This is a genomic window from Amycolatopsis sp. NPDC051102, from assembly GCF_040682815.1.
Lineage (GTDB): Bacteria > Actinomycetota > Actinomycetes > Mycobacteriales > Pseudonocardiaceae > Amycolatopsis.
This window is the reverse complement of sequence record NZ_JBFBBT010000008.1, coordinates 238,208-257,880: the sequence shown is the minus strand read 5'-3', so window position 1 is coordinate 257,880 and position 19,673 is coordinate 238,208. Positions and strand designations below refer to the sequence as shown.

At 71.5% G+C, this 19,673-nt stretch carries 16 protein-coding genes and 1 pseudogene; 7 read left to right on the top strand and 10 right to left on the bottom strand.

Translation table 11 applies throughout. From position 1 onward, the window contains the following. Positions 1–12 precede the first annotated feature (12 nt). From AB0M93_RS23905 to AB0M93_RS23890, 4 genes are all read left to right on the top strand, one after another. Positions 13–3,276, top strand: a complete 3,264-nt coding sequence (locus AB0M93_RS23905; protein ID WP_364276378.1) for a hypothetical protein — start codon at positions 13–15, stop codon at positions 3,274–3,276. 113 nt (positions 3,277–3,389) lie between these two features. Then, positions 3,390–4,271, top strand: a complete 882-nt coding sequence (locus AB0M93_RS23900) for a peptidase (protein ID WP_364276377.1) — start codon at positions 3,390–3,392, stop codon at positions 4,269–4,271. An 82-nt stretch (positions 4,272–4,353) separates the two neighbouring features. After that, the gene (locus AB0M93_RS23895) at positions 4,354–5,745 is read left to right on the top strand and encodes an alpha/beta hydrolase (protein WP_364276376.1); all 1,392 of its coding nucleotides are present in this window, start codon (positions 4,354–4,356) and stop codon (positions 5,743–5,745) included. A gap of 41 nt (positions 5,746–5,786) precedes the next feature. Next, on the top strand, positions 5,787–6,110 hold the full coding sequence (locus tag AB0M93_RS23890) for a hypothetical protein (protein WP_364276375.1): 324 nt from the start codon (positions 5,787–5,789) through the stop codon (positions 6,108–6,110). 4 nt (positions 6,111–6,114) lie between these two features. On the opposite strand, the gene AB0M93_RS23885 is transcribed toward AB0M93_RS23890, so the two are convergent. Then, positions 6,115–6,711, bottom strand: coding sequence for a hypothetical protein (locus tag AB0M93_RS23885; protein ID WP_364276374.1), 597 nt, complete (start codon positions 6,709–6,711; stop codon positions 6,115–6,117). Positions 6,712–6,837: 126 nt separating this feature from the next. Here AB0M93_RS23885 and AB0M93_RS23880 point away from each other — a divergent pair, with 126 nt between their 5' ends. Then, positions 6,838–8,229 (top strand): class II 3-deoxy-7-phosphoheptulonate synthase, encoded by a 1,392-nt coding sequence (locus AB0M93_RS23880; protein WP_364276373.1) that lies wholly within the window; start codon positions 6,838–6,840, stop codon positions 8,227–8,229. Positions 8,230–8,269: 40 nt separating this feature from the next. On the opposite strand, the gene AB0M93_RS23875 is transcribed toward AB0M93_RS23880, so the two are convergent. The 5 genes from AB0M93_RS23875 to pknB all read right to left on the bottom strand — a co-directional run bounded on the left by AB0M93_RS23875 (position 8,270) and on the right by pknB (position 14,383). Next, positions 8,270–9,586 (bottom strand): wax ester/triacylglycerol synthase family O-acyltransferase, encoded by a 1,317-nt coding sequence (locus AB0M93_RS23875; protein WP_364276372.1) that lies wholly within the window; start codon positions 9,584–9,586, stop codon positions 8,270–8,272. 184 nt (positions 9,587–9,770) lie between these two features. Next, positions 9,771–10,472, bottom strand: coding sequence for a hypothetical protein (locus tag AB0M93_RS23870; RefSeq protein ID WP_364276371.1), 702 nt, complete (start codon positions 10,470–10,472; stop codon positions 9,771–9,773). Positions 10,473–10,610: 138 nt separating this feature from the next. Continuing rightward, positions 10,611–12,116, bottom strand: a complete 1,506-nt coding sequence (locus AB0M93_RS23865) for an SPFH domain-containing protein (RefSeq protein WP_364276370.1) — start codon at positions 12,114–12,116, stop codon at positions 10,611–10,613. A 57-nt stretch (positions 12,117–12,173) separates the two neighbouring features. Beyond that, positions 12,174–12,383, bottom strand: a complete 210-nt coding sequence (locus AB0M93_RS23860) for a hypothetical protein (RefSeq protein WP_020644793.1) — start codon at positions 12,381–12,383, stop codon at positions 12,174–12,176. Continuing rightward, on the bottom strand, positions 12,380–14,383 hold the full coding sequence (gene pknB, locus AB0M93_RS23855; protein ID WP_364276369.1) for a Stk1 family PASTA domain-containing Ser/Thr kinase: 2,004 nt from the start codon (positions 14,381–14,383) through the stop codon (positions 12,380–12,382). Before pknB ends, AB0M93_RS23860 begins: the two co-directional genes overlap by 4 nt. Positions 14,384–14,486: 103 nt before the next feature. Between pknB and AB0M93_RS23850 the strand changes: the two genes are divergently transcribed. Further along, positions 14,487–14,855, top strand: a complete 369-nt coding sequence (locus AB0M93_RS23850) for an Rv2175c family DNA-binding protein (RefSeq protein WP_364276489.1) — start codon at positions 14,487–14,489, stop codon at positions 14,853–14,855. A gap of 414 nt (positions 14,856–15,269) precedes the next feature. Here the strand turns inward: AB0M93_RS23850 and AB0M93_RS23845 are convergent. Continuing rightward, positions 15,270–15,929: pseudogene (locus AB0M93_RS23845) on the bottom strand (MFS transporter); the annotation flags it as partial. 37 nt (positions 15,930–15,966) lie between these two features. Between AB0M93_RS23845 and AB0M93_RS23840 the strand changes: the two are divergent. Continuing rightward, a complete protein-coding gene (locus tag AB0M93_RS23840) occupies positions 15,967–16,488 on the top strand; it encodes a CGNR zinc finger domain-containing protein (protein ID WP_364276368.1) in 522 nt (173 codons plus the stop codon). A 3-nt stretch (positions 16,489–16,491) separates the two neighbouring features. Here the strand turns inward: AB0M93_RS23840 and AB0M93_RS23835 are convergent, their stop codons facing one another. From AB0M93_RS23835 to crtI, 3 genes are read right to left on the bottom strand one after another with little or no spacing between them, the layout of a single operon-like run. Further along, complete coding sequence (locus AB0M93_RS23835) at positions 16,492–17,271, bottom strand: LLM class F420-dependent oxidoreductase (RefSeq protein ID WP_364276367.1); 780 nt, start codon at positions 17,269–17,271, stop codon at positions 16,492–16,494. Then, a complete protein-coding gene (locus tag AB0M93_RS23830) occupies positions 17,268–18,194 on the bottom strand; it encodes a phytoene/squalene synthase family protein (protein ID WP_364276366.1) in 927 nt (308 codons plus the stop codon). Before AB0M93_RS23830 ends, AB0M93_RS23835 begins: the two co-directional genes overlap by 4 nt. Beyond that, positions 18,191–19,672 carry a phytoene desaturase family protein gene (gene crtI, locus AB0M93_RS23825; RefSeq protein ID WP_364276365.1) on the bottom strand — a complete coding sequence of 494 codons (1,482 nt, stop codon included), beginning with the start codon at positions 19,670–19,672 and terminating at the stop codon, positions 18,191–18,193. The genes AB0M93_RS23830 and crtI overlap by 4 nt, the downstream gene beginning before the upstream one ends. Between the last annotated feature and the right edge of the window lies 1 nt (position 19,673).

Sequence of the window (19,673 nt, the reverse complement as noted above, 5' to 3'; positions counted from 1 at the left end):
GGGGGATCGCCGATGACCCAGCCCGAGCAGAACGAGCCGGAAAGCGTGGTGAATTCGGTTTCGTTCGACGAGAACATGACCGGAAGCATCTTCCAAGCCGGTCAGATCGTCGGCAACGTGTACCACAGCTCATCGGGCATCGCCCGATCCTGGTACCTGGAGACGGTTCGTGAAGTGGCGCCGAGCAGCCTCGCGAACCGGACGACCGAACTGGCCGAGCTGGCAAAGTTCTGCACCGCACCCGATCCGTCGCCGCAGTACGTGTGGTGGAGAGCCGAGGCATGGTCCGGCAAGACGGCCTTGATTTCGTGGTTCGTCCTCAACCCACCCTCGAACGTCCGGTTGGTCCCCTTCTTCATCACGGCCCGGTATGCCGGCTCCGACACGCGCGACGACTTCCTCAACGTGGTGAATCCTCAGCTCGCGGCCATACTGGGAATCGACGCGCCGAAAGGGGACGGCCCGTCCGAGTTTCGTGGTCTGCTGTCGGAAGCGGCGAAGCTGTGCACCGGTCGCGGCGAACATCTCGTGCTCGTCGTCGACGGACTCGACGAGGACCGGGGGACAGGGCAGGCGGGCGGCGCAAGAAGCATCGCCGCCCTCTTGCCCCGCAACCCGGTCGACGGTCTTCGGATCATCGTCACGGGCCGCCCGAATCCCGGGATCCCGTCCGTGCTGCCGGACGATCATCCCCTCCACGACCCCAAGATCGTCCGCGAACTCGCGCCTTCCCCGGCAGCGGAGGCTGCGCGGCACGCGATGGAAGCCGACCTCGACCGGTTGCTCACTCCGACGGCTGCCCCCGGCCGGGACGTCCTGGGCCTCCTCGTCGCCGCGCGCGGCGGCCTCAGCCGCCAGGACCTCGTGGAACTGACGGGGGAAGAGGCACAGATCCAGAAGATCATGGACAGCGTTCAAGGCCGGGCTTTCAGCCGCCGTCGCGCTCATTGGCATCCGCGGTCCGCTCCCGAGGTCTATCTCCTGGGCCATGAAGGACTGCAAGCCGAGGCGACACGTCGGCTGGGAGAACCGGCCATCCGGGCTTACCGCCGGAAGATCACGGAGTGGGCCGAGGGATATTGGGAGCGAGGCTGGCCCGCACACACTCCACAGTTCCTCCTGCAAGGCTACCCACGGCTGCTGCAGGAAGACGGGGACTTCGGCCGGATGGTCCGGTGTGTCACCGATCTGGCCCGGCAACGGCGTCTCGCGGAGGTCGCCGGCGGCGAAGCCGCTGTACAAGCAGAAGTCGCCGGCGCGCATGCGGCTGTCTTCGCGTCGGCGAAGCCCGACGTCCTCGACATCGTCAGATTGACCATGCACCGCGATGACCTCAGTGACCGAAATGCTCGTACGCCGACGAGGTTACCGGCCCTTTGGGCCCGGCTGGGCGACTTCGCCAGGGCGGAGGCGTTGACTCGGTCGATATCCGAACCATTCCGCCGGGCGGACGCCGTGAGTGCCCTCGTCGAGGTTCTGGTCGAACACCGGAAGATCGATCGCGCGGACCGATTGATCGCCGAAACCGTCGACGAGACGAAGAATCCGCATGTCCGGCGCCGGTTCGTGCAAGCTGTCGTCGCCGCTGGTGACCTCGCCCGGGCGCGGGCGATCGCGAGCGCAGTCGCCGACCCCGACCAGCGCAAGCGTGCGCTACTGGTGGTCGCCGCCGCCGAGCCGGAGACGGGGCCGGACAAGCTCTTGGCCGCGGTCGAGATGATCGAGGGAGACGAAACAGAAGCCGGCGCTCGGCACTTCGTCGCGTCATGGCTGGTCAGACGCGGAGAAATCGATGGGGCGATGCGGATGGCCGAAGATCTCTCCGCTCTTTATCGCGAGGACGTGGCCGAGCAGGCAGTCGAATTCCTGCTGCGGGCGGACGACTTCGAGTCGGCGAGGCGCCTGGCGGATTCGACCGGGAACGCCGCCGCGCGCTGGCCCGTTCTTCGCGCGGAGATCGAGTTGCTGGCCAGGCAGGACTTCGATGGGGCGCGTGCGAGGGTCTACGCCATCGAGGATATCGGTTCCCGTGAGCGGCTGATGCGAGTGCTGACGATCCTCGCGACCGAGATGGGGGACTTCGACCTCGCGGAATCGCTCCTCGACACGATGACATCGTTCGAAGGCAAGATGGCCCTGTTCGGGGTGCTCGCGGCGATGGGCAAGCGAGGTCTGGGTGAACGAGCGGGCAACTTGCTGAAATGGGCCGTGGCGAAGCCCGAACGACGGTTCGATCAAACAATGCGAGCGGACGCCTACACGGCACTTGCCGAAGGAATGCTGTCCTCCGGTGATACCGAGGGGGCGTGCGTGTTCGCTCATCACGCCGAATCGGCGGCGCGCCATGTCGGTGACTCCTACGAAACCGGAGCGTTGTTCCGGCGGTTTGTGGAGTTCGCCGTCACGGCAGGCGATGTGAAGACAGCCGAGCGTCTCGCGAGGATCATCGTCGAAGCCGGGATGAAGCGGCAGGACTTCGCGGGCATCGCCCGCTTCTTGGCCGAACGCGGCGATCCCCGGCTGGCGGAATCCCTCGCGTTCCGGGTGGAACGGATCTCCGTGCTGATGGAGGTGCTTTCGCCTCTGCTCCGGCGCCTGAGGGCCGGTGGTGAAACCAGTGCGGTCCGCCGGATCGTCGCCCGTGTCGATGATCTCATCGATCACTTCGAAGGAACTCGGTTCGACTCGATCCGCCTGCTGGACGTCGCCGGGTTCTACTGCGCGGCCGGCCTGCCGCGGCAGGCCCTCGCCTGGGTGGCGAAGTTCGAGGACAGCTTTGACCGGATGCGTGCGTTGTCGGTTGTGCTGAAGGAGTTCTGCGCAATCGGTGACATCGAATCGGCGATCGACGTGGTGCTCGACGAGGGCCGTGACGAGCCATCGGGCTTGAGACTCGCCGGGAGTCTTGCGGAGGCTCTGGGCGAGGCGGGTCACCGTGAAGGTCTCCAGGTGCTCAAGCACCTCGGCGTCGACCCGCGGTCGACCGCGCCGAGAGTCTTCCTCGAGCACCTCGCCGAGCACGACGGTGAACGCTCCTTCGAACTGGCCAAGACGTTGCTGATCAATTACGAGCGGACCGCGGCGTTGGTGGCCATCGCGGGAAAGGTCGGCGAACCGATGCGGTCGCGGGTACTGGCCGAAGCGATGCTGGACAACGACTGGTCACAGGCACTGTCTGCACTGTCTGCGGACGAGCGCCTCGGCTTGGTCGCGGTGATCGACCAATTCATCGAACTGCAGGAAGCACGCCTGGGGTTCCACACTTCCGGTGAGTGACGCGCGCTCGTCCATTACGCCGGACGGCGGCTGTGCACTCCGTACACGGACAACTACTTTCGAGGAGTTGTGTCGCCTTTGCGACGATTCACTTCTCCGGAAGGTGGGGCGTCTTGAAGCACACGAAAGCCGCGGTGGTCACCGCCATCCTCTCCCTCGCGCTCGCCTTGGTCGGTACCCCCGTCCAAGCCGCGCCGAAACCCTTCTGGACGCCCGATGCCATGCGGGCGGCCGTCCCCATGGACTCCCTCGTCAAAGCTCCGGCAGCAACGCCGAAAGACGTCGCCAAAGGGCAGAGCACAATCATCCAGAGCATCCCGAACGGCGGTGGAGCCTGGACCGGTGGTGGCAAGGTCACCCAGACCGCCGGGCGCGTGTTCTTCCTCTTCAACGGCCAGAAAGCCTCCTGCTCCGGTGACGCCGTCACCAGCGCCAACGGCAGCGTCGTCGTCACCGCCGGGCACTGCGTTAAGTACCAGGGCACCTGGCACACCCAGTGGGTCTTCGTGCCCGGCTACAACAACGGCAACGCCCCCTACGGCCAGTGGACCGCCAAGACCACCCTCACCACGCCGCAGTGGGAAGCCAGTGAGGACATCAACTACGACGTCGGCATGGCCGTCGTCAATCCGCTGAACTCGCAGCGGCTCACCGATGTCGTCGGTGCGCAGGGCATTGCCTTCAACCAGCCGAAGAACCAGAACATGTACACCTTCGGCTACCCGGCCGCCGCGCCCTACGACGGCACCAAGCTGATCTACTGCAGCGGCAGCACCTTCACCGATTTCCTGCTGACCCAGGACCACGGCATGAGCTGCAACATGACCGGTGGCTCCAGCGGCGGCCCGTGGTTCCTCTCGTTCGACGAGAGCACCGGCGCCGGCGTGCAGGCCTCGGTGAACAGCTTCGGCTACAACTTCCTGCCCGGCTACATGTTCGGGCCGTACTTCGGTGCCGACGCGCAGAACCTGTACAACCGCGCTCAAGCCGCGTGACCGCGGGTCAGCCCAGGGGCGGAGCAGGAGTTCCGGTCCCTGGGCTGACGTCGGTGCGGGGCCGTCGCGGCAGGGTCGGGGCATGCGGAAAACCCTCATCGCTCTCGCCTTCTTGCCCCTGCTCGCCGCACCTCCGGCGCAGGCGGCCCCGAACCTGCAGTGGACGACCCCCTGCCCGGACTACGGCCTGTCGCCGTCCCCGACGGCCGGGCTCGAATGCGCCACCCTGCGCGTGCCGCTCGACTACGCGCACCCGGGCCGCACCATCGAACTCACGCTCTCCCGCCACGCCGCCACCGCCGGCAAGAAACGAGGCGTGCTGCTGATGAACCCCGGCGGGCCGGGCAGTCCCGGGCTCGCCATGCCCGCCCAGCTGCTGCAGCGGATGGGCGGCTCCAGCCTGCCGGACGCCTACGACGTCATCGGGTTCGACCCCCGCGGCACCACCTACAGCACACCGGTGACGTGCGACATGACGCCGGAGCAGCGTGGCGCTGTCCTCGGTCCGTACGCGGACGGCCCGCGGGACGTCGTGGCCACCGCCGCGAAAGCGCGCGTCGTGGCGGAGAAGTGCGGCCGTGCGTCCACAAAGGACCTGCTGCCGCACATGACGACCGCGAACACCGCGCGCGACCTCGACCGGATCCGGGAAGCGCTGGGGGAGCGGCGGATCTCCTACTACGGTGTCTCCTACGGCAGCTACCTCGGTGCCGCCTACGCGTCGATGTTCCCCGGCCGCACCGACCGGATCGTGCTCGACAGCGTCCTGGGGCCGGGCGGCCTCGACGTCCGCGCGAACCAGCGCTTCGCCGAAGGGTTCGACGACCGCTTCCCGGACTTCGCCGCCTGGGCGGCCGCGCGCGACGACGTCTACCACCTGGGCCGGACGCCGGCGGCGGTGACGGCGAAGTTCGCCGAGCTCGCCGCCGTCCGCGGGCCGGAGTTCCGGGCGAACACGTGGAACGGGCTCTACGACGACGCGTTCTTCCCGGCGCTGGCCCGGGACTGGGCGGGGACCGCGCGCACCGCGGCCGGCCCGCTCGACGGCGACAACCGCGCCGCGCTGCAGCTCCAGGTGCTCTGCAACGACTCCGACTGGCCCGGGCAGCTCGGCTACTACCAGCACGCGGTCGAACGCGAACGGGTGCGGCACCCGATGTTCGGCCCGGCCGCAGCGAACGTGAACCCGTGCGCGTTCTGGCCGGTCGAACGCGCGGAGCCGCCGGTGCGCGTCGGCGGCCCCGGCCCGGCGAACGTCCTGCTGGTGCAGAACCGGCGCGACCCGGCGACCCCGCTCTCCGGCGCGCGCGAGACGCGGGCGGCGTTCGGGTCCCGCGCGCGGCTGGTGACCGTCGACGCCGGCGGGCACGGCGTCTTCACGCGGGAAAACGCCTGCGGAAACGCGGCGGTACTGGGCTATCTGCGTGACGGGGTCTTCCCCGCGGCGGACGTTTCCTGCCAATCTGGCCGGTGAGGGGGTCGATTCCCCCTCGGGGGAAACGAGGGGAAAAAATCATGAAAAGAATGGTGTTCTTCGCCGTGTCCGCGCTGGCCGCGTTCGTGCTGGCCGCTCCGTCGGCCGCCGCGCAGCCCGCGCGGGTGGGGCCGTTCTGCATTCCGGAAAGCCTCTGGCTCGACGGCGTGAACGGGACCGCGATCTGCCTGGCCGTGGCGACACCGTCGATCACGCCGCCGTTCACCGCGGTTTCCGAACAGAACGGCAGTCAGAACGACTGGTGCCTGTTCACCCAGCCGGGCTACGCCGGGCTCCAGCTACGGGTCCCGGCGTTCTCCCAGACCCACGTCTGGGTGACGATCGCTTCGGCGCGGCCCTGCTGAGGGCTCACGTCAAGGCGGTGAGCAGCGCCCAGTAGCCGCCCCCGCCGACGACCACCCCCATCAGGAGGCCGGCCAGCACCTCCCGGGTGGTGTGGTCCCGCAGCGCGACGCGGGACCACGCCACCCAGGCGACGGGCAGGGCCAGCAGCAGCGCCCACGGTCCGTACGTCAGCGCCAGCACCACGACGGCGGCCGAGGCGACCGCGGCGTGCAGCGAGATCTTGAACTTCGCGCCGAACGTGATCGCCACCGCGACCACCAGGCTCGCCAGCATCGACGCCGCCAGCGCGACCAGCTGCGCGGGCGCGCCGCCGGCCAGCAGCACGGCGAACCCGAGCCCCAGCGACACCCCGGCGGCCAGCAACGGGACCCGGCGCCCGGCCCGGTTCGTCACGTGGTGGCCGTCCCACTTGCCGCGTCTCGCCCCGCGGACGATCACCGCCATCGGGATCAGCGAACCCGTCACGGAGATCAGCAATCCCCAGCCCAGCGCGGGGAGCGGCCGGTGGCCGGTGGCGGCCCAGGCGACGGCGAGAGGCAGCGTGAGGACCCACACCCAGGGGGCCAGGATCTCGGTGGCCAACCGGGCGAAGCGCAGCACGGCGCGAACCTCCTGTGTCGTTCGATCCCCATCCGGCCACAGCCACGGCCGAATGATGTTGTACCAACAGGGTGCGTGCCGGGTGGGGGTCGGCCTGCTCGCGGCCCGATTAGTATCGTGGTCAGCGTGAACTGGACTGTGGACGTCCCCGTCGACACACTGCCCGAGCTGCCGCCGCTGCCGCCCGAACTGCGGGAGCGGCTCGACAAGGCGCTGGCCCTGCCGGCCGCGCAGCAGCCGGAGTGGCCCGACCCCGAGGCGACCCGGCGGGTCCGCGGCGTGCTCGAGAGCGTGCCGCCGATCACTGTCCCGGCCGAAATCGACCGGCTGAAGAGCCGGCTGGCGATGGTCGCGCGCGGCGAGGCCTTCCTCCTGCAGGGCGGCGACTGCGCGGAGACGTTCGAGTCCAACACCGAGCCGCACATCCGGGCCAACCTGCGCACGCTGCTGCAGATGGCCGTCGTGCTCACCTACGGCGCCAGCCTGCCGGTGGTCAAGGTCGGCCGCATCGCCGGCCAGTACGCGAAGCCGCGCTCGGCCGCGACGGACGCGCTGGGCCTGCCGGTGTACCGCGGCGACATCATCAACTCCCTGGTCGCCAAGCCCGAGCTGCGTGTGCCGGACCCCGGCCGGATGATCCGCGCCTACGCGAACGCGGGCGCCGCGATGAACCTCGTCCGCGCCCTCACCGCGGCCGGCATGGCCGACCTGCACCAGGTGCACGACTGGAACAAGGACTTCGTGTCGGCTTCACCGGCGGCGCAGCGCTTCGAGTCGCTGGCCAACGAGATCGACCGCGGCCTGCGGTTCATGTCGGCGTGCGGCGTCACCGACACGTCGCTGCAGTCGACCGAGATCTTCGCCAGCCACGAAGCGCTGCTGCTCGACTACGAGCGTTCGATGCTGCGTCTCGACAACGCCGACGCGACGAACCCGAAGCTGTACAACCTCTCGTCGCACTTCCTCTGGATCGGCGAGCGGACCCGCCAGCTGGACGGCGCGCACATCGCCTTCGCCGAGCTGCTGGCCAACCCGATCGGGTTGAAGATCGGCCCGACGACCACGCCGGAGCAGGCGCTGGAGTACGTCGAGCGGCTCGACCCGCGCTCCGAGGCGGGCCGGCTGACACTCATCGCCCGGATGGGCAACGGCAAGGTCCGCGAGGTGCTGCCGGCGATCGTGGAGAAGGTCGAGGCGTCCGGGCACAAGGTCATCTGGCAGTGCGACCCGATGCACGGCAACACCCACGAGTCGTCCACCGGCTACAAGACCCGCCACTTCGACCGGATCGTCGACGAGGTCCAGGGCTTCTTCGAGGTGCACAACAAGCTGGGCACCTACCCCGGCGGCATCCACGTCGAGCTGACCGGCGAGGACGTCACCGAGTGCCTGGGCGGCGCCCAGGAAATCTCGGACGTCGACCTGTCGGGCCGCTACGAGACGGCCTGCGACCCACGGCTGAACACGCAGCAGTCGCTGGAGCTGGCGTTCCTGGTCGCGGAGATGCTGCGCGGCTGATCCCGGCGGGTCCGCGAGCCGCCGGGGCGGCCGCCGGCGGTCAGGAGGCGTCGAGCAACCGGGCCGCCGATTTCAGGACCGCGTCGCGCAGCGAGCCGACGTCCGGCACCGCCTCGCCGTTGACCTGCAGGCCGACGTGGACGGAGTCGCGGTAGGTCGCGACCGCGATGCCGACCGCGTGGCGCGGTGCCAGCGGCACGAACGGGTAGAGCTCCGTCAGCCGGGCGCCGTCCAGGGACAGCCGGGCCGGCGGCAGCGGCACCGTCGTGATCACCAGGTCGAACAGCATCGGCGCGGCCAGGCCCGCGGTGCGCGTGCCCAGGCGGTGCAGCAGCGGCGGGACGCGGCCGGCCAGCAGGGGCAGCGCCCCGGCGCCCCGGCTCGGGCCCGCCGCCTTGTTGCGGGTCATCGCCCGGCGGACCACGCGCAGCCGCTCGATCGGGTCGTCCTCGCCGACCGGCAGGTCGCACAGGTACCCCGAAAGCTTGTTGCCGCCGAGCTGGTCCGCCGCACGCCCGCGCACGCTCACCGGGATCAGCGCGCGCAGCGTGCGGCCGTCGGCGCGCTGGCCGCGGTTCACCAGCCATTCGCGCAGCGCGCCGGAAAGCACCGCCAGCACGACGTCGTTGGTGGTGCCGCCGTGCGCGCGGCGCACCCGGCGCAGCTCGGTCAGCGGCAGCCGCACGAACCCGAGCCGCCGCTGGGCCGACGGCGGCGCCGAAACCGGCGACAGCGGCGGCCGCGCGGCCCGCACCACCGACGACGCGATCCCGGCGGTCTCGTTCGCCTGGTCCCACACCGTGCCCAGCGCGTCCTTCACCGTGTCCAAAGTGGAGCGCGGGGCGGGGATCGGGCGGGCCGGCGCGGAGACGCGCTCCGGCTGCTCGGCGCCGTCGAGCAGCCCGGCCGCGACCGCGTACGCGCCGGCGCCGTCGGTCAGCGCGTGGTGCAGTTTGAGCAGCAGCGCGAACTTCCCGTCCGGCAGCCCGGTGACCAAGGTCAGCTGCCACAACGGCCGCGAGGTGTCGAGCGGCTCCGCGATCCACTGCGACGCGTACGCGGGCAAGGGGTCCGGGTCGTACAGCGAGCTGAGTTCCACGTGGTCGATGTGCGCGGCCGCGGCGAACTGCGGGTCTTCGGTCCAGCGGGCCGAGCCCGGCGGGAACAGTTCCGCGCGCGCCCGCTGGCGCAGCTTCGGCAACCGTGCGGCCCGCTGCGCGAGCAGCGCCGTCAACGCGGCCGGATCGACCGGGCCGCGGGCGGCGAAGGTGACCACCGCCCCCATGTGCATCGGGGAGGTTTCGCTTTCCAGGCAAAGGAAAGCGACGTCGAGTGCGCTGAGCGGCGAGCCTGCCATGGGCGACCTTTCCGGGTTCGCGGGGGGCGCACGGCCACGTGCGTCGGAAGGGAAGGAACTCACTGCACCAGCCCGACATGACGGCCGGGTGGTCGAAGTGTTTCCACCACGCTAACGAGCGGCCCTGTTCCGCCATTCGAGACACCCCGGGCCGCGGTGCCCCGGCTCACAGATCAAGAAGGACTCATTCTCCGGGAGCATGCTCGGGTTCTTCCGCCCGTGCCACCGGCGTGCCCCAATCGGGGGTGAGCGCGACCTGCTTGCCGACGCGGCGCACGGGCAGGCCGTTCACCTGCCGCCGCCCCAGCCCCGGCCAGATCTCCGCGGCGTCCTTCGCCGCGGCCCGGATCGCCCCGCCGTCGAGCGTCGTCCGGGTCTCCGGGATCTGCCGGTCCGTCCACTGCACGACCAGCTTCAGCGGGCCGGCCGACGGCAGCGGCCACAGGAAGATCTCGTGTTCGACGGCGAACCGGGTGCCGCCCACCGGCTGGGCGCGCAGCACCGGGGCCTCCGGTTCGGACGCGGACGGCACCGAGATCGTCTCGGAGCTCGCCCGGCTGCCGTCGGCGAAGAGCACGCCGATGAGCAACCCGTTGTAGTCGGGCTTGCGCCGGTGGTCGATCAGTCCCTCGGCGGGGTCGTCGACCAGGCTGTCCCGGGAGTACACCGTGACGCGCAGTGTCAGCGCCTCCGGCCACACCTCGATGGTCCGCAGCGCGACCACCGTGCGCTCGGACCGGCCCAGCGGCTGCGCCCACGGCAGCACGGCCGGGACGATGTGCTCGCGCGGGGGGTCGGTCCAGTGCCGTCCGTTGAAGGCGTAAAGCTCCTGCTCCGGAACGGGGAACAGGGGACGCTCACGGGGACCGCCGGTGAAGAAGCTCATCGGACGGCCCGCGACGCACGGTCCGGCACCATGCGCCCACGGTAGGACAAGAGAGCGGGAATTTCCGCCCCCGAACGGGGGTACGGCCCCCGCGAACCGTGATCCGGGACACAGGGGCCGTACACGCAGCGTGAGCGGTCAGTCGCTGAGCTTCAGTTCGCCGTTGCGCCGGGCGGACTCGTCGAGCTCCTTCTCCGCCGGCTTCCCCATGGCGTCCATCAGCTGGCGGGCCAGGCCGAGACCGGTCCCGCCGAGCGACAGCGCCTTGGCGAACATGTCGGACATGCCGTCGGCGCCGTTGAGCACGACCATGTGGTCGACGTTGCCGAAGGCGCTCGCGCCCGCTTCGACGATCTCCGGCCAGCGCTCGGCCAGCTGCTGCGCGACGACGGCTTCCTGGTTCTCCGCCAGCGCCGCCGCGCGGGCCTTGATGGCGTCCGCCTCGGCGAGACCCTTCGCCCGGGCCGACTCGGCTTCGGCGAGACCGCGCGCCTTCGCGGCTTCCGCTTCCGCCAGGCCGCGGGCCTTGGCCGCGGCGGCCTCGGCCTCACCGGTCGCCCGGGTCGCCCCCGCCATCGCCTCGGCACGGGCCTTCGTGGCCTGCGCCTCGGCCTCGGCGGCCGTCTTCACGCGGGTCGCGTCCGCCGCGGCCCGCAGCTCGGTCTCCCGCGCTTCGGCCTGGGCCTTGGCGATCGAGGCGTCCCGGGCGGCGTCGGCCGTGGTGCGGGTGTCGTAGGCCTTCGCGTCGGCCGGCTTGCGGACCTGCGACTGCAGCCGCTGCTCGGCCAGCGCCGCCTCCAGCTCGGCGGCCCGCGTCTCCTGGACGACGACCTCCTGGCGCGCGGTCGCCTCGGCCAGCGGCCCCGACTGCGACGCCTTCGCCCGGGCCTGGTCGACCTCGGCCTGGTAGCCGGCCTGCTGGATCTGGCTCTCGCGGACCGCGGCGGCCTTCTTCGCGGCGGAGACCTGTTCGACTTCGGCGGCCTCCTGGTCGCGCTGGGCCTCGGCGATCCGCGCCGACGCGGCGATCGCGGCGGCGTGCGGCTTGCCGAGATTGAGGATGTACCCGGACTCGTCGTCGATCTCCTGGATCTGCAGCGAGTCGACGATCAGCCCCAGCTTGATCATCTCCGTGGCCGAGGACTGCCGCACCTCGCCGGTGAGCGCGTCCCGGTTGTGGATCATCTCCTCGATGGTCAGCCCGCCCACGATCGAGCGCAGGTGCCCGGAGAAGAGCTCGTGGATCGTGTCGTTCATGCCCTTCTGCTGGTCCAGGAACCGGCGGGCGGCGTTGGCGATCGAGGCGAAGTCGTCCCCGACCTTGTAGATCACCACGGCCCGGACGGTGACCGGCAGCCCCTGCTTGGTCACGCAGGAGACCTGCAGGTTGACGCCGCGGGTGTCGAGCGACAGCCGCCGGGCGGTCTGGAATCCGGGGATGACGTTCACCCCGCGGCCGGTGATGATCTTGAAGCCCAGGCTGTCGGCGGTGTCCGCGCGGTCGACGCGGACCCCCAGCCCGGAGATGATCAGCGCTTCGTTCGGCTCGGCCACCTTGTACAGCAGCCGCAGGACCCCGAAGACCACGATCAGCACGACGATGAGCCCGCCCGCCGCGGACAGCAGGACCTCCACGAGACTCATGGCACCGACCCCCTCGTTCTTTTCTGTTGTGGGTGTGTTGGTGCCTCTTCGACGCCGTCAGCGGCTCAGCGGTTGCCACCGTTCGACGTAAACCGTCCGCGGGGGTTCGAAGTCGACCACCAGCACCTGCGTGCCGGAGGAGAACGTCTCGTCGGGGTCGGCCGGGTAGGCGTAGAACGCCTCCGTGCCGCCCCGGACGTTCAGCAGCACCTCGCCGATGAGGCCGGGGCCGATCGTGCCCGTCACGCGGCCTCGGCTGCCGATCATCCCCCGAAGCCCTTCAGCTTGACCTTGCTGCCCTTCTGCACGAACGTGCCCGGCTGCGGGTCCTGCTGGAAGACGAAGTCGAACCCGCCGCCGCCACCGTGACCGCGGCCGCCGTCGCGGTCGGCCTTCAGCCCGGCCTGCTCCAGGAGCTTCTGGGCGTCGTCGAACGACCGGAACCGGACGTCCGGCACCTGGACGGCGTTGTTGACGAACACGCCGATCCGCTTGGCCTTGGGCTGCGCGTTGGCCGGCGGGTCGGTCCGGGTGACCGCGCCGCCCGGGACGTCCTGCCGGAACTCCTCGCCCGCCTGGAACGGCTCGAAGCCGGCCTGCTGCAGCAGGCCGAACGCCTCGTCCTTGGACTTGCCGGTGACGTCGGGGACCGGCGGCAGCGGGATCGGGCCCTTCGACACGATGATCGTCACCTGGCCGCCGATGGTCAGCTGGCTGCCCGCCGACGGCGACGTGCGGATGACGGCGCCCTGCGGGACGTCGGCGTCGAAGTCGTCGGTCCCGCGGACCGGCGTCAGCTGGGCCGCCTTGATCGCCTGCTCGGCGTCGGGCAGCGCGGTGCCCGGCCGGATGTCCGGCACCGACGGGCGGCCCTTCGACAACACCACCGACACGTTCGCGTTCGGCGACAGCGTCGTGCCCTCTGCGGGGTCGGCCCGCAGCACGGTGTTCGACGGGACCGTGTTGTCGTACTCCTGGCTGAACTGCGGGTTCAGCTTCACCGCGCGCAGCGCGTCGCCGGCCGCGGCCTGGTTCAGCCCGACCAGGTGCGGCACCCGCGCGGTCTTGTCGCCGCCGGTGTCGGTGAGGATGAACGCGAACGCCCCGATCAGGCCGCCGAGCAGCAGCACCCCGGCGGCGATCCCCAGCAGCAGCTTCCGGTTGCCCGCCGGCTTCTTCTCCGGCTCCGGCCGGCTCCGCCGCCGCGGGGGCGGCGGCGGGGTGAGCACCGGCGGCGCGACCTGGCTCAGCGCCCGCGTCGCGTTCGGCCGGTGCACCGGCATGGTCTGCGCGGTGTCCGGCACCTGCGGGATCCGCGGCAGCGTGCGCTCGGTGTCGGCGAGGTCGCCCTGGCCGCGGGACACCGGGATCGGCACGGTCACCGGCAGCAGCCCCAGCTGGGCGCGCACGGCGGTCAGCTCGGTGAGGAACTCCCCGGCGTCGGCCGGGCGCAGCTGCGGGTCACGGCGTGTCGCGCGCACGACGAGGTCGTCGAGCGCCGGCGGCAGGTCCGGGCGCAGCTCGCTCGGGTGCGGCACGTCGTCGTTCACGTGCCGGTAGGCCACCGAGATCGCCGTGTCGCCGGTGTAGGGCACCTGGCCGGTGAGCATTTCGTACAGCAGGATCCCGGCCGAGTAGACGTCGCCGCGCGCGGACGCCGCGCCGGTGGCGACCTGCTCGGGGGAGAGGTAGGCGACCGTGCCGAGGATGACGCTCGAGGAGGTCGTGCCCGCGCTCGCCACGGCCCGCACCAGGCCGAAGTCCGCGACCTTCACCGCCCCGCCGGTGTGCTGCCCGACCCGGCCGATCAGCACGTTCTCCGGCTTCACGTCCCGGTGCACCAGCCCGGCCCGGTGTGCGGAGGCCAGCGCCGACAGCACGGGTTCGGCCACGCTCAGCGCCAGCGCGACGTCCAGCGGGCCGCGATCGTCCAGCAGATCGCGCAGGGTGCCGCCGTCGACCAGCTCCATCACCAGGAACGCCAGGCCGGACTCCGCGCCCGGTGGCAGGTCGAAGCCCTGATCGTGCACCGCCACGACGTGCGGGTGGTGCAGCTGCGCTGCGGACTGCGCTTCCCGCACGAACCGGTCCACGAACGACCGGTCGTCCGCGAACCGCGGATCCATGATCTTGATCGCGACCGGACGGTCCAGCCGGGTGTCCGTCCCCCGGTAGACGGAAGACATTCCGCCGTGGGCGAGCAGCCGGTCCACCCGGTAGCGCCGCTCCAGGAGCGTGCCGACCAGGCTGGGATGGGTGCGTGTCACGAGTATGGATCGTACGGAACCGCGCACGCCTCGTGGAGGAGACCTCGCGGGTCACCCGTGCGCACTAGCGGGTGCGGGGGCCCAATGTGGCACAGTGTCACCTGTGAGTGGGATTCCTGTCGCCGAAGACATCCTCGACACCGCCATCACGGTCCTCCCGTTGGCGGAAGTGGCGACCGTCCTCGGGACCTCGGCCAACAAGGTGCGGCAGATGCTGCGCGACGGACAGCTGATCGCCATCAGGCGCGGCGGTGACCTGTGCGTGCCCGGCGACTTCTTCGTGAAGGACGGCGTCGTCAAGGGCCTGACCGGCACGATCACCGTGCTCGCCGACTCCGGGTTCAGCCGCACGGAGATGCTGCGGTGGCTGTTCACCGCCGACGACACGCTGCCCGGCAGCACGCCCATCAACGCGCTGCGGACCAGCCACGGCACCGAGGTGAAGCGGCGCGCCCAGGCGATGGCGTTCTGACCTGCTGAAACAGGTCGCCGCCGCGATGAGCTGAACGGCGGCCGCGGTCAGCAGGCACGCCGGCAGCGACCACGCGGCCAGCGGACCGGCCAGCGCCGCGCCCGCGGCCAGCCCGGTGATCTTCACGCTCGCCGCCGTGGTGAACACCTGCGCGCGGACGTGCTCGGGCGCCTCGCGGTGGCGGATCGCGAACAACGCCGTGAGCTGCGGACCTTCGGCGAATCCGGCCAGCACGGCCGCCACGACGATGCCGTGCCCGCTCGCCGCCAGGAGGCAGCTCGCGGCCAGCAGGAGCGTGCTCAGCCAGACGGTCCGGTCGGGGGCCCACGGCAGCGGCTTCCGCACGAAGACGGCGTTGGCCAGCAGGGACGCCACCGCCAGGACGGTCAGCAGCAGCGCGCCGTCCGCCGGGCCGCGCAGGTGCACCGCCCCCAGAACGGGGTAACACACCGTGACCATGCCCATGCCGGCGCAGGAGATCGCCGAGGCGACGGTGGCCCGCCGCAGCGGCGCGTTGTGGACCAGAACCCGGAAGCCGTCCTTGAGGCGCGTCTTCTTCGGTGTCCGCTCCGGCAGGAACCACGCCACGGGAATCGCCGCGGCGACCAGGCCGACCGCGACGACCAGGCCGGCCGGGCCGCCGAGGAGCCCGGCCAGGCCCGGCCCGGCGAGGGCGGCGGCGGTGAACGTCATGGCGTCGAAGCGGCTGGCTTTCGGCAGGTGCCGGGGCCCGGCGACGGCGGGCAGCTGCGCGGTCCAGCCGCCGGCGATGGCGGGGTTGAGCAGGCCGGCCACGACGGCCACCGCGACGACGGCTTCGAGCGGCAGGCGCCCGTAGAGCACGCTGACCAGCGCGATTCCGCCCGCGTAGCCGCCCAGCGCGATCGCGAGCAGCCGTCCCGGAGTCGCGCTGCGGTCCAGCAGGGCGCCGAAGACCGGGCCACCGGCGGCGGCCGCCGCGGTCAGCCCGGCGAGCAGCGCCGCGCCGGCGTGCGGGCCCGAGGTCATCCCGAGCAGCAGCAGTGCGGGCCCGGACAGCTCGTCCCCGGTCCGGGCGAGCGTTGCGCCGACCATGTAACGTCTTATCACTGGCAAGACGTTACAATGGAGTATGGCCTTTCCGCACCGGAATTCCGTGCAGCGCGCGGTGGATCTGCTGAACGTGCTGCTGGTCCCGGCCCCCGACCCGGCTTCGGTGGCGCAGGTGCTGCGCGATCACGGCGAACCGGACGTTTCGCTGTCGCCGGACGAGGTCGCCGAGCTGCGCGCGGCGGCTCTGGAGCTGCGCGAAGTGTTCGCGGCGCCGGACGTCGCTTCGGCGGCTTCGGTGCTCAACGCGCTGTTCGCGGCGTACGCGGGCCCGCCGCGGCTGACGGACCACCAAGACGGCTACGGCTGGCACCTGCACGCGGACGCGGCCGACGACGGGCCGTGGGGCGCGTGGCTGGTGACGTCGTCGGCGCTGGGGCTGGCGTCGCTGCTGGCGGAGCGGCAGGGCGTGCCGGGCGGGCTGTGCGCGTCACCGTCGTGCGGGAAGCCGTTCGCGCAGACGGGAGGCGGCAGCCCGCGGCGGTTCTGCTCGCCCCGGTGCGCGACGCGCGAACGCGTCGCCGCGCACCGGGCGCGCGGGTAGAGTTCAGCCCTGGTTTTTGTCGCGCCAGGCGATCCACTTCTTGAGCGGGCCGAGGTCGTAGTCCGGGCCGCCGGCGCCGACCGTGAAGGTCGTGACGCCCAGCTCCAGCAGCTGCGGGCCCAGCTCGTCCGGCTCGCCCTGGACGCCGCACGAGCGCTCGATCTCGGCCGGGTCGCGGCCGACGTCCGCGCAGTGCTGGTCGAGGATCTTCACCTTGCGGCCGACCACCTCCGGGTCGCCGAAGCCGTGCCAGATGTCGCCGTGCTTGGCCACCAGCTTGAGGGTCTTCTTTTCGCCGCCGCCGCCGATCAGGACCGGGATCTTGCGGGTCGGGGCCGGGTTCAGCTTGCCGAGGCGGGACTCGATGCGGGGGAGGGACTCCGCCAGGTCGTCGAGGCGGCCGCCCGCGGTGCCGAACTCGTAGCCGTACTCGTCGTAGTCCTTCTCGAACCAGCCGGAGCCGATGCCGAGGATGAGCCGGCCGCCGGAGATGTGGTCGACCGTGCGGGCCATGTCGGCCAGCAGCTCGGGGTTGCGGTAGCTGTTGCAGGTGACCAGCGCGCCGATCTCCACCCGGGACGTCGACTCGGCCCACGCGCCGAGCATCGTCCAGCACTCGAAGTGCATGCCGTCGGGGTCGCCGTAGAGCGGGTAGAAGTGGTCCCAGTTGAAGATGATGTCGGCCCCGAGGTCTTCGGCGGCCGACGCGGTGCGCCGGATGCTGTCGTAGTCGGCGTGCTGCGGCTGGAGCTGCAGGCCGATCCGGATGCGTCGTTCGGTCATGATCGCAGCCTACGACCGCCGCGGAACGTCTCGCGCGTCCAGACCGAAACCAACGGCGGCAGCGCGACCGCCAGCCGCCGCCCCTTCGGCACCACCGCCCGCCGCGTCAGGATGTCGTAGTCCAGCGCGACGATCTCGTCGAGGATTCCTTCGTACAGCGTCAACGCCGTCCGCACGCAGGGCCGCGATTCGGGCCGCAGCAACGCCACGCCCGCGTCGGCCCGCCGGTACACCGCCCGCGTCCGCGCGACGAAGTACGCCAGCGCCGCCCGGATCCGCGGGTCGGGCCGCCGCGCTTCGAGCAGCTCCCGCGAAACGCCGAACGCGGCGAGCTCGTTCAGCGGCAGGTAGAGCCGCCCGCGGTCGAGGTCCTCGCCGACGTCACGCAGGAAGTTCGTCAGCTGGAGCGCCTCACCCAGCGCGATCGCGCCCGGTTCGGCGTCCGCCGGTGCGCCCACCGTGCCGAACACCGGCAGCATCTGCAGCCCGATCACCGCGGCCGAGCCGTACATGTACTCGCCCAGTTCGGCGAACGTCCGGTATTCGACCGGCTGCAAGTCCGCCCGCATCGACTTCAGGAACGCGTCGAACAAGTCCCGCGAGAGGCCGTGGCGCCGCACGATGTCGGCCAGGGCCACCAGCACCGGGTCGTCCGGGGTCCCGCCGTCGAAGACGACGTCGACCAGGTCACCGACCCGGTCGAGGGAAGCCGCCGGATCGGTGCCCGGCTCCGGGTTGTCGACCAGTTCGTCCGCCATCCGCGCGAACCCGTACAGCGCGTGCGCGGCGGGCCGGGCCCGCGCGGGCAGCAGCCGCGTCGCGAGGAAGAACGTGCGCCCGTAGTGGGCGTTGATGCGGCGGCACTCGGTGTAGGCGGCCCGCAGCTGCGGCGAGCGGATGCCCGCGGCGTCGAGTTCGTTCACCGGCCGGTGATCCGTTCCGCGGCCAGCCGTCCCGAGATGAGCACCGGCGGAATGCCGACGCCGGGGGTGGTGCCGCAGCCGGCCAGCACGACGTTGCCCGCCGCGCGGACCAGGTTCGCCGGGCGGAACGGGCCGGTCTGGGCGAAGGTGTGCGCCAGCGAGAACGGCGTCCCGGCCGCCAGCCCGCGGGCCGCCCAGTCCGCCGGCGTGATCGTCTCGTCGACGGTGAATTCGCCGCCGAAGCCGGTCAGCCCGCGGGCTTCGAGCGTCCGGAGCAGCTCTTCGCGGTACGGCCCGCGGACGCGGTCCCAGTCGATCGGGCCGCGGCGCAGGTTCGGGGCGGGGGCGAGCACCGAGACGATCTCGCCGCCGCGCCCGGCCAGGCCCGGGTCGGTCGCCGTCGGCCGGGTGACCAGCAGTGACGGGTCGCTCATCAGCGTGCCTTCGCGGATGATCTCGGCGAACGTCCGCTCCCAGGCGCCGCCGAAGAAGATCGTGTGGTGGCCGAGGTCCCACTTCTCGTTCGTCCGGCCGTGCAGCACCACGGCCGACGGGGAGTAGCGCAGCGGCAGCGGACGGCGGGGCCGCGCGCCGAGCAGCCGGTAGGCCGTGCTCAGCTCGGTGGCCAGCACGACGGCGTCGCAGGCGATCCGCTCGCCCGAGCGCGTCCGGACCGCACGCACCCGCGAATTCACCCGTTCGAGCCAGGCGGCTTCGGTGCCGAAGCGGACGTCCGCGCCCGCCCGCGCGGCGGCCCCGGTCATCGCGCGGCCGATTTCGCCCATTCCGCCTTCGGGGTAGTAGACGCCGCCGACGGTGTCCATGTAGGCGATGACGCCGTACGCGCCGATCGCGCGGGCCGGGTCGAGGCCCGCGTACAGGGCCTGGAACGTGAACAGCCGCCGGACCCGCTCGTCCCGCAGGTAGCGGGCGACGCGCGGGCCGAGCCGGCCGAAGCCGCCCAGCCCGCCGAGCCGCGCCAGCTCGGGGCGGACGAGATCGAGCGGCGAGTCGAAGTTCGCCGCCAGGAAGTGGTCCTTATGCACGGCGTACAGCTCGGTCAGCCAGCGCCGCAGGGCCCGGTAGCCGGCCGCCTCGCGGGCGTCGGCGAAGGCGCGGATCTCGGCCTCCATCGCGTCGCCGTCGGTGTGCAGGGCGAGCTCGCCGCCGTCGGCGAACCGCGCCCGGTACGCCGGGTCGAGCCTGGTCAGGCGCAGGTTCTTGGCCAAGGGCTCGCCGACCGCGGCGAACGCCTCTTCGAGCAGCTCCGGCATGGTGAGCACGCTGGCACCGGTGTCCACGGCGTTGCCGTCGAAGCTCTGCTGCCCGGCCCGGCCGCCGGGGGTGTCCGCCTGTTCCAGCAGCGTGACGCGCCGTCCCGCGCCGAGCAGGTGCAGCGTCGCCGAGAGCCCGGCCAGGCCGGCCCCGATGACGACGACGTGGTCGGCGGCCCCGAAGGACCTCCTGCTCCTCCGCACG